The organism is Sphingobium mellinum (assembly GCF_037860795.1).
GTDB classification, from domain to species: domain Bacteria; phylum Pseudomonadota; class Alphaproteobacteria; order Sphingomonadales; family Sphingomonadaceae; genus Sphingobium; species Sphingobium mellinum.
Genome location: NZ_JBANRK010000040.1, coordinates 1 through 9,515, shown reverse-complemented (window position 1 = coordinate 9,515; position 9,515 = coordinate 1). Strand labels below are relative to the sequence as shown.

The window sequence follows — 9,515 nt, the reverse complement described above, 5'->3', positions numbered from 1 at the left end:
TCGCGAAATCCGGCGGTGCCTCAAGCGGTACATCGCTCGCGAAATCTACCAACACCTCTGTGCTGAAAAGCCGCTCCCAGCAGCCGCGAAAGGCTCTTGACCAACATAGGAGCATCAACGCTGTGGCCGAGACATTCTTCAAATCCCTGAAGGCAGAACTCATCTGGCGGCAGAGCTGGCAAACACGGCGACAAGCAGAGGCTGCCATCTTCCAGTACATCAACGGGTTCTACAACACCCGCCGCAGACATTCATATCTGGGCGCAATTAGCCCGCTCGCGTTCGAAGCCAAAGTGGCATAATGAGATAGGTGACCGGCGCAAAACCGTTACGAGCTGTGGTCAGCCGGCTCGAGGAGCTATTGCCTTGGATTGACTGCGCCAGCGGGCTACCGTCACAGCCTGACCCGAACTACGCCACGGCCTTCGCCAGATGACTGGGCCTGGTTATTCGGCGCCCTGGCTGTTCCAGCCCTCAATCTGGCGGGTATCGACATCCTTGAACAGCCGGGTGACTTTGCTACTGGCAATATACCAGGCGCCCTCCTCGAACCGATATGTTTCATGATAGTGGCCAGCACCGTGCAAGAGATTCGTCCTTCGGTCGGCGCCGCGAACATAATCCTCCAACGCAATCACACCATGAGCCTCGGTCTCGCTGTCGATGGTAATTTCATGGCCATGGCCGTGGTGGACGGACGTCTGTCTGGTGAGAACCTCTTTGATATAGCCCACGATCGCGTCGCGGCCATGCATGACAGGTCCAGCAGGACCTATCCGCGCGCCGTCCAAGTCTTGAAGTGCCTCACTGAGATCGAATTTGCCGTCGCGGCAGAAGATCTGAGCCACGCCGTCAAAGTTCCGTGTATCGATCATGCGGAAGTAGCGCGCCTTGAGTTGCTTGATTTCCTCAATGGCGACGAGCCTTGCAACGGGGTCCATTTTCGCTCCTTTAACATTTTCTGGAAGGTTTATATGATGCGGACGGCTCTCGATCCTAGAGCGTGCGACGCGTTTGCACCCATACGATAATGACAATGCTCTCGCCGGCGATCCATCGAGATGGCACAGGAGGCACCAGGAAACGTGGTTTGCCAGTGCAGCGTGGCGCGAAATCCGCAAGGTCCAACTGGAGGCAGCTCTACCGCGCGCTTGGTGGTCCGAAACACTCCAGAATGTTCCGCGCCGCATCGAGTCTGATCGTCAAGTCCGCGCGCGCCGGCATCTCCCTGAGGACATGGCGCGTGAGGCGTTCATAGTACTGAACAAACCGTTCGATCGCCGCATCGTCCATCGTCCGCGCAAGCGGCAAGCCCTGCGCCAGAAGACGCGCGCGCAGCATATGCTCCTGCTCCTGGCGCCATCGCGCTACCACGCTGAAATCAGGGGCAGCGAGGAGGATCAGACGGTCAAGGCTGGCGAACAACTGCTGATATTCCTGGGCTAGGGCATCATTGACCGAGCGCCGCCACGAGCCATCCGAGTCGCATTTCACTTCCAGCTCATTGATCGGCGCAACCAACTCGGCAGGGTTTTGGGGTGTAGCGCCTACACACCATCCCTCGAACAGGACGACGTCAACAGGGCCATCAACAACCGGCCAGTCGCCCTGAGCCGCAAAATTGTCTTGTGCCTTATTGAAGCGAGGCAGAGCTATTCGCCCAGGCTTTGCCAATCGCGCAAGTGCGAGCGCACCAAGCGCAACGTCATGAGTGCCCGGAGGCCCGCGAGTGGCCAGGAGAGGGTGCTTTTGCACCGCGAGGAGAGCTCGACGCTCATGGCCAATGTATAAGTCGTCTAACGCGAGGACGGCGACGTTCACGCCCCCCTCTCTCATATGTTCCGCAATCGCGGCGGTGATCCTCGACTTGCCCGAACCCTGCGCGCCGCAGATCCCGACCACCATCGTCGCGGCCTTACGCTTCGACGCGGCTACCAGGTCGCGCGCTATCCTCGAGATGAGTTCAGGCCACATGGTTCGGAAGCGGCCGACCATTGAAAAACGCGTCGAGATTCGCCAACACTGTCATGCCCATCGCTGTCCGCGTCTCAAGCGTTGCGCTGCCGAGATGCGGTAGAAGTACAGTATGTTCGCATTGCAGCAGCGCAGGGCTGACGCGGGGCTCATCTTCGTAAACGTCCAGGCCCGCCCCCGCTATGCGGTTAGCACTCAGCGCTTCTGCCAGCGCTTCCTCGTCGATCACGCTGCCTCTCGCGGTGTTGATCACGATCGAGCCGCGTTTCAGCAAGGCAAGCCGTCGGCGATCCAGCAGATGGTGGGTTTCCGCTCCACCCGGACAATGAAACGAGATCACGTCGCTGGTCGCCAGCAACTGATCGAGGTCCAGAACGAAGACAGCTCCCTGGAGCTCGGACGTCAGCTCGCGCGGCTGACGCGCGTGGTACGCGATCTCCATCGCAAACATTCGTTTCGCCATCAAAGCCGTCAACTGCGCGATACGCCCGAAGCCGACAAGGCCCAGCTTTCCGCCGTTGAGCGATCGGCCCATCAGGTGGGTCGGCCGCCATCCGGTCCATTCGCCAGCTCGCAACTGCCTTTCGCCTTCGCCAGCACGTCGGGCGACCATCACCATCAGCAGGATTGCCAATTCGGCCGTTGCCTCGGTAAGCACGTCGGGCGTGTTCGTTACGGCCAGCCCTGCCGCTTTCGCGGCAGCAACGTCGATATGGTCGATCCCTGCGCCATAATTGGCAAGGATTTGAACTTTCCTGTCCGGCATGCCGATAATATCGGCCGATATGCGATCGGAGACAGTTGGGCATAGAGCGTCGAAGGTCCGCATCGCATCGGCCAACTCCGCCGGGGCCAAAGGTCTGTCCTGTGGATCAACCGTGACATCAAATCGCTCTGCCAGCGCGCGAACGACGCCATCCGGCCAGAGACGCGACAGTAGAATCTTGGGAGGCATGGCAGTCCGTTCAAATGTTGGCGGCGGCGACTTTCAATGCCGCATTCATCAAAAAAACTTCGACAAGATCATACGGATCCGACCCGGACCGTCTGGGATCCATGGTCCCTTGCACCTGTGAAGCTCACAATGATGGACGGGCTTTGGCTAGTGCACCGACGTTCAATCGTGGATCGAGCCTTCATAGTCTCTATGCTGTTCCTGAGGGAGGAACTTCTCCTCCATCTTCCGGACCTGCTCGTATGTGGGCTTGATGAATCCGTCGCCGTAACCGGTAAAGCCATCGGTGCCTTCGATGCTGAAAAGTTTTTCGATATAGTCGTCCATAGGAGCGGCTTCGCCGCGCTGCGCTATTTCCCTAACGAGATTCCAGACTTCCTGAACGCCGGGAAATGCGATCGGCAAAACCTGCATCGCCTGGCCCATCTCGGTCAGTTCGCTAATGGACGGCGCACGACCGGCATGCCGGCTCGCTATGACATAGGCTGGCCCTGAGACTTCTGACAAAGCATAGCGGCCTTCCTCCCACGAACGCAGCCCCTCCAGGAATATCACGTCCGCCTTGGTTTTCTCGCGATATAGTTTTGCCCGCCGGACAGCCTCGCCAAGCCCACCACCGCCCGCACCGTATCCGTCCGTGCGCGCGGTGATAACAAAATCCGGATCGAGTTCATCGCGCGCCTCAATCGCGGCATTCAGTCGCCCAATGGCTTCCTCGTCGGACACCAGCGCGATTCCCGCCGCGCCGCCCGCCTTTTTCGGATCAAGCTGATCCTCTATGTGGCAGCCTGCCAATCCGGCACGAATGAACTGCTGCACGGTCTTGCGCACATTCTGGATTCCCCCGTAGCCGGTGTCGGCGTCCGCATATACGGGGATATCGACCGAATCCACGATGCGGCGTGCGTTGTCGAGCACCTCCGAACGCGTCATGAGACCAGCGTCAGGCTCGCCGCTTAGCCACCAAGCACACATGCCACCGGAAATATGAAACGCCCCGAAACCGGCACGTTCGCACATCTGTGCATGGATAGGGAGCACTCCGAGCGGCATCAGCTCGGTCTTGGGGCTGAAGAAGAACTCCCGCAGGCGGCGCGATTTCGATAGCTGAGGCATGTTTATCTTCTCCCGTAGTTCCAAAAAACTTGCTTGAGCATGGGCTAGGCTCGCCCCTGCTGATCCGAGGTGCCGCAGATCGTAACGCGACCGCACCATGACACACTCTACCGGGCTTGGGCACGAGCGCCGCGACGGGCCTCATATCGATCCCGCCACCCGCTGCGATCGGCTTGATCCAGACTTGCGTAGCTCCCGCTGCCATACGATCGTCGATGCGTCGATGAAGCACCGCCTCATCCGGGCGCTTTAAGGGGTGCGGGCAGGACGGGACGCTCGCTGGTGCCTTCGTGTTTGTTGACGGTAAGTATCATAAGCGCCGCCACCAAAAACGACACGACGCTGCCGTAAGCCGCTACTTGGTAACTTCCGAATATGTCAAAGCTAACCGCAAAAAGAATGCCTCCCGCTGCGATCGTTACACCACCAACGGTTGCGAGCATCGCGAAGATAATGGCAAAGGTGTCCAATCCAAACACGCGCACCGTGAAGTAGGCTACAAAGTCACCCTCCGCGCCCTGCGACAAACCCAAAAGCACCACCGCGATGGCAGCTGCCGTCCACGGAAGTTCTACTCCGTTCCACGCGAGCATGCCCGCTCCACAAGCCGCGAAGAGGAAGCATAATGCTGCAACACGTTGGTAAGCGAAACGATCGAGAAGAAACCCTGCTATGATCCGTCCAACTCCCATGGATATAATATAGACTGATACGAGCGCAGCGGCAGAAGTTAGTGACTGATTAAAGTTCGTCATTATGGGTTGCAGTTGACTCATGAATCCACCTATTGGCAGCCCTGCAGCCCCGAATGAGGCGGCGAGAACCCAGAACTGACGCGTTCTCAGTGCGTACCATGCTACGGAACCGCTCGCTGCATTCAAAGGTGCGGGCGGTGCGGCGACGCTCGTTACTTTCTCCTGTACGGCCTTCTCTCGAAACCAAAAATATAACAGCGGCAAGCCGACCACCGCTACGAGCACGGCCAGCGCGGCGTAGCCCGCTCGCCAACCGTAAGCTTCTATAATCAGAGCGAGCGGAGGTATCAGCGGAGCACTCACGATCGAGAGGCCGCTCATCGTTATGCCCAGCGCGCCTCCAGCGTTCCGGCGAAACCAGGTCAGGATGCCTCTTGTGAACACAACCGGGCCTGCCATTGCACCAGCAATGGCTACATATACGATGGTTGCATAGAAGATATACAGATTTCGAGGGACTATAGAGAGTAGGCCGTAAGCGAGCATCATCATCAGAAGGCCGATAAGCGCAACTCTTCGTGCTCCGACACGTGATATTATGACGCCGATCAGCGGCAGCATCAGCGCTACCATCATCGTTATAACAGGCGCTATTGCAACAACCCCGCGGGACCAGCCGAACTCTTTCTGCATTGGGATGATGAACATCCCTGCCGTTAATTGAAAAAGTCCATAACCGACCCCACCACCGATCGTCGACGAAACGAGCATTTTCCAGCCCCGCCGCCATTCGGACTCTGCCTCCACCCCGACGATGGCCTTGTCATGCGCAGGCATACCGATTTTGTCCTACTTCATCACTTGCTTGTTAAACTTGATATGCGGCTGCCGGATCCGCGTCGGCGATCTCCGGAACTCATGGCTGAGATGTGACCGGTGTGTACGCGACGCCCACCCGCATGCAAAGCGTGGGATGAGCGCGACGCCTTATTGAAGACGATGGAGCGATTATTCCCGGACAGGAAGCAATCACCTTCACGGGCGAGAATGGCTTGTCATCAACTTACGCCGACGCTTGATGTGCATATTATCTGTGCGAAAACAAAGTCGGAGCCTCGGCAAACGCCTGGGTGCGGAAAATCCCGGCACTACGTCCTTCCGAATCACTCGTTAGAATGTAGAGGTCCTTCGTTCCAGGCTTGATCGCCATACTGGTGGTGACGAGCATGTCGCCCTTTTCCCGCCCGGGTATGAGGATCTGGGCTATCGGCACTCCCCGGGGATCAAATACGAGGACACGGCCTTCGCGGACCAAGGCGACGTAGACATTCCCGTCTTTATCCACGCGAATCGAATCCGCTCGCGACCCCGTAAAATGGTAAGCTATAGTCGTTCCGAATAGACCGATCTTGGCGGGTGCGGCCAGTTCGATCCGGTGCAGGAGGCCCCTCCCGGTCTCGCCCACCCAGAGTGTTTTCCCGTCCGGACTGAGCATAATGCCGTTCGGCATCGACAAGCGCGACATGACAGGCGTGAGCGATTTTCTGTCAGGCGACATATAGACAACCTGTCCGATCGGTTCGGCATTGTCTCCCCTAAAGTCGGTAAAATAGAATCCCCCGTCGTCATCAAAGACGAGGTCATCGGGGACATAGCCGCTTTCGGGAGGAATGATGACATCCTTGCCGGAACCGTCTGGCCGTATCGCATACACGGAGCCGCCACGCTTCATGTCGCCTACGGCGGCGACAAAGATGCGGCCGTCCTTATGAATGGCCACTCCGGCAGATCCAGACGCGTTCTTAGGCAGCAGGACGCTTAAGGTCCGATCGGGCGCAATTCGCATTACGCGCCCGCCGATGACCTCCACAATCAGGAGGTTTCCCCCGCGGTCAAAAACACCGCCCTCCAGCAAAAGCTTGTTGTCCATTCCCGCAAGCGCTGGGGTTTCCTTCGAAATGGACAGCCACGGTTCAGCGACCACGGTTTGAAGTCCCTGCTCAGCAGGAGGGATGGAGACGACAGGCTGCGACCCTCGATCATAAGCCAGGGCCGAGCCGCTTTTCGGCGTCTGGGCATATGAAGGACTGGCAGCTATCGCCCCGAGCAACATCAGCATTCCACGCATTACCTCGACACTCCCAACGGCTCGATCCCTGGCTTCGGTAATCTCAGAACTTCGTGCTCAGGCGGAGCATGACCTCGCGGCCGCGACTGACCGGGCCTTGCAGATCACCGTAAACGGACGGGCCCGTTTCGTTGCCAGGCGCCGTGCCGGTGAACGGACTGTCGACAATTCGACCCCAGTAGAACTGGTCAGTCAGATTGCGACCGATGAGGGCCACCTCCCAGCGATCATCAGCCTGCGCAATGCGGAGCGTAGCATCAAAAAGTTGGTAGCTCGGCACCCGTCCGTTGGGGTTTGAGGCGGGATCGGCGAAATAGCTGGCGCTGAACGACATGTTGGCAGACAGGCCGATCTTCAGATTTGTACCGATCGAGCTTTCGTAATCGAAGCCAACGTTTCCGGTCCATTCGGGTGCACGCAACACCTGTGTTCCAGCCAAGTTTTGCAGGGTGCCGTTTACCCCCGCCGGTGCCGGCGTGCCCTTTCCAACCTGTCCGGCTACCGGCACGAAAGCACAACCCCGCGCCTTGCTCTGGCCGCGGTAGCAATTCGCAAAATATTCCACATAGCGCGCTCGGTTATAGGCTATCGCGCTGCTTAACGTTAAGCCCGGCAGAGGCGTGCGATAGACGAGATCGAACTCCCCGCCCTTGCTCCTGACTTTGCCGACGTTCTTCAATTCCTGAATCGTGCCTTGGGTAACGACCGTCACCTGCAGCCCAGTCACGCTATAGGTGTAAAGCGCCAAGCTCGGACGGAGCGTGCCACTGAATAAGGATGCCTTCACCCCACCTTCGAAGCCTTTGACAGTCTGCTGGTCATAATCCAGCGCGTTGGCGAAGCCCGAAGAACCCGAGTTGAAGCCACCTGAGATAAATCCATGTTTATAGGATCCATAGATATTGGTGTTTCTATCGGGATGATATGAAAGCGTCACCTCGGGTGAAAAGTCGTTCCACTTCGCCTTCGTCACAGGAGTCGCAAACGGCTCCACCGGCAGAACCAATCCGGTCGCCGGATCAACATTGCGCTGAATTGCCACCAGAGGGAGCTTCTTGCGCTCGTACGAGTAGCGGCCACCACTGGAAAGCTGGATTTGATCCGTTATATCCCACTGCATCTGCATGAATGCCGAATAAGCACGACCCTCTTGCTTGAGAGCATAGTCGGCGACAATCAACGGCGTCAGAGGTGGCACCGTATTGAAGCTTGATCCATTGAACACAGCCAGCGTCGAAGTTTTTGCCTTGCTGTCCTGCAGGTGCGTTCCAAACATGAAATTCAGAGGTCCATCGAAGTTGCTAGTTACGCGCAGTTCCTCGGAAAGTTCAGTGAACTTCAGCTTCGGATGGATCGCCAGGACCCGGCTCGGGACGTATGTCGCCGTTGAGTTCACGAGGCTATCTTCGGAAGAGCTGTAGAAGCCGGTAATGGAAGATAACGTCAAAACGTCACTGGGATGATAGTTCATTTCGAGGCCGATCAGCGCCTGCTTTTGCAGGCCGTACAGTTCACCATTGGCCTTCCCGAAAATGGGATCGCGTCCGGCGAAATTGGGCCGTAGCGCTCCGACCGACACCGTGTCGTTGGCCTTGCAATCATCGATCTGCCCGTGCTGGGGCGTGCCATTCCCGCAGAACACATACTGCAGAGTCGACGTGAAGCCATCGCTATGAACTTCGCCATAGTTGACTTTGAGACGCGCATCGAAATTGTCCGCGGGTTCATATTTCAGAGTGCCGCGAACAGCGAATTCTTCGACCCGCGGAGCATATTGATGCTTCGGGGCCGCAATCTCGGTACGAGGCGTGGTGTTGCGCACCCACCCGCGCATCTTCGATCCATAGGCGGCCACACGAAATCCGAGGTCATCGGTGATCGGGCCGGCGATGAAAGCCTCTCCGCGCCACTCATCGGCATTCACTTCGTAGCCCAGCGATGCCTTGCCTGTGAGTTGCTTGGTCGGATCCCCGGTTCGGATGGAGATGACGCCGCCCGGGCTGTTCTTGCCGTAGAAAAGCGCCTGCGGTCCTTTGAGAACTTCCACCTGCTGCATGTCCATCTGGCCCATGCGGCGGATCGCGGCGCGCGCGATCTGCACTCCGTCGATGTTGAACGACACTGCCTGATCGCCGAATGGATTGTCGCCACCACCGATGCCCCGCAGCACGATATTTCCGCCCGTGACCGTTCCTCCGTCTGCCGAAATCAATTGAGGAACAAGGCGCGCGATACCGTCGAGCGAGTTCACGCCCCGGCGCTCGAGTTCCGCGCCCGTAACAGCGGAGACCGCGACCGGAACGTTGATCAGCGTTTCTTCACGTCGACGCGCCGTTACGATAATCTCGCCATCGCCTTCTTGAGCGACTGCGGCAGAGGTATAGAAGGCACTTATGAGCGTAGGTACGCAGGCCCCTAACAACCAGATGCTCTTCATCACTCTCTCCCATGGTTTCTCTTTTCACGGCGTGAGGGCCGTAGGCGTGAACCGACGTTTGCAGTTGGTTAACTAGCAGCGCGGTGCTCAATCTCTGGATGGCGTGTATCGCGCTGCCGACGGCAAATTCTAGGTAAGCGTGGCCTGAGGACCGCGGTTCAGGCGGCTTCGGCGATCGATCGCTGATCTGGCCGCCAGTTCCACGGCATG

General features: G+C 58.0%; 8 protein-coding genes. 1 reads left to right on the top strand and 7 read right to left on the bottom strand.

Going from position 1 to position 9,515, the window contains the following annotated elements; translation table 11 throughout:
• Window positions 1–302 (top strand): IS3 family transposase (locus AAC640_RS18130; protein WP_340268829.1); only part of this gene is annotated, 302 nt, incomplete at its 5' end.
• 144 nt (window positions 303–446) lie between these two features.
• Here AAC640_RS18130 and AAC640_RS18125 read toward each other — a convergent pair.
• The 7 genes from AAC640_RS18125 to AAC640_RS18095 form a co-directional block, all read right to left on the bottom strand.
• Window positions 447–941 carry a nuclear transport factor 2 family protein gene (locus AAC640_RS18125; RefSeq protein WP_340268827.1) on the bottom strand — a complete coding sequence of 165 codons (495 nt, stop codon included), beginning with the start codon at window positions 939–941 and terminating at the stop codon, window positions 447–449.
• Between the two features lie 199 nt (window positions 942–1,140).
• Window positions 1,141–1,974, bottom strand: a complete 834-nt coding sequence (locus AAC640_RS18120) for a kinase (RefSeq protein WP_340268831.1) — start codon at window positions 1,972–1,974, stop codon at window positions 1,141–1,143.
• The gene (locus AAC640_RS18115) at window positions 1,964–2,929 is read right to left on the bottom strand and encodes a 2-hydroxyacid dehydrogenase (protein WP_340268825.1); all 966 of its coding nucleotides are present in this window, start codon (window positions 2,927–2,929) and stop codon (window positions 1,964–1,966) included. The genes AAC640_RS18120 and AAC640_RS18115 overlap by 11 nt, the downstream gene beginning before the upstream one ends.
• A gap of 162 nt (window positions 2,930–3,091) precedes the next feature.
• Complete coding sequence (locus tag AAC640_RS18110; protein ID WP_340268823.1) at window positions 3,092–4,045, bottom strand: isocitrate lyase/PEP mutase family protein; 954 nt, start codon at window positions 4,043–4,045, stop codon at window positions 3,092–3,094.
• A 236-nt stretch (window positions 4,046–4,281) separates the two neighbouring features.
• Complete coding sequence (locus AAC640_RS18105) at window positions 4,282–5,577, bottom strand: MFS transporter (protein ID WP_340268821.1); 1,296 nt, start codon at window positions 5,575–5,577, stop codon at window positions 4,282–4,284.
• 250 nt (window positions 5,578–5,827) lie between these two features.
• Window positions 5,828–6,868 (bottom strand): SMP-30/gluconolactonase/LRE family protein, encoded by a 1,041-nt coding sequence (locus AAC640_RS18100; protein WP_340268819.1) that lies wholly within the window; start codon window positions 6,866–6,868, stop codon window positions 5,828–5,830.
• A 43-nt stretch (window positions 6,869–6,911) separates the two neighbouring features.
• The gene (locus AAC640_RS18095; RefSeq protein WP_340268817.1) at window positions 6,912–9,305 is read right to left on the bottom strand and encodes a TonB-dependent receptor; all 2,394 of its coding nucleotides are present in this window, start codon (window positions 9,303–9,305) and stop codon (window positions 6,912–6,914) included.
• Window positions 9,306–9,515 lie beyond the last annotated feature (210 nt).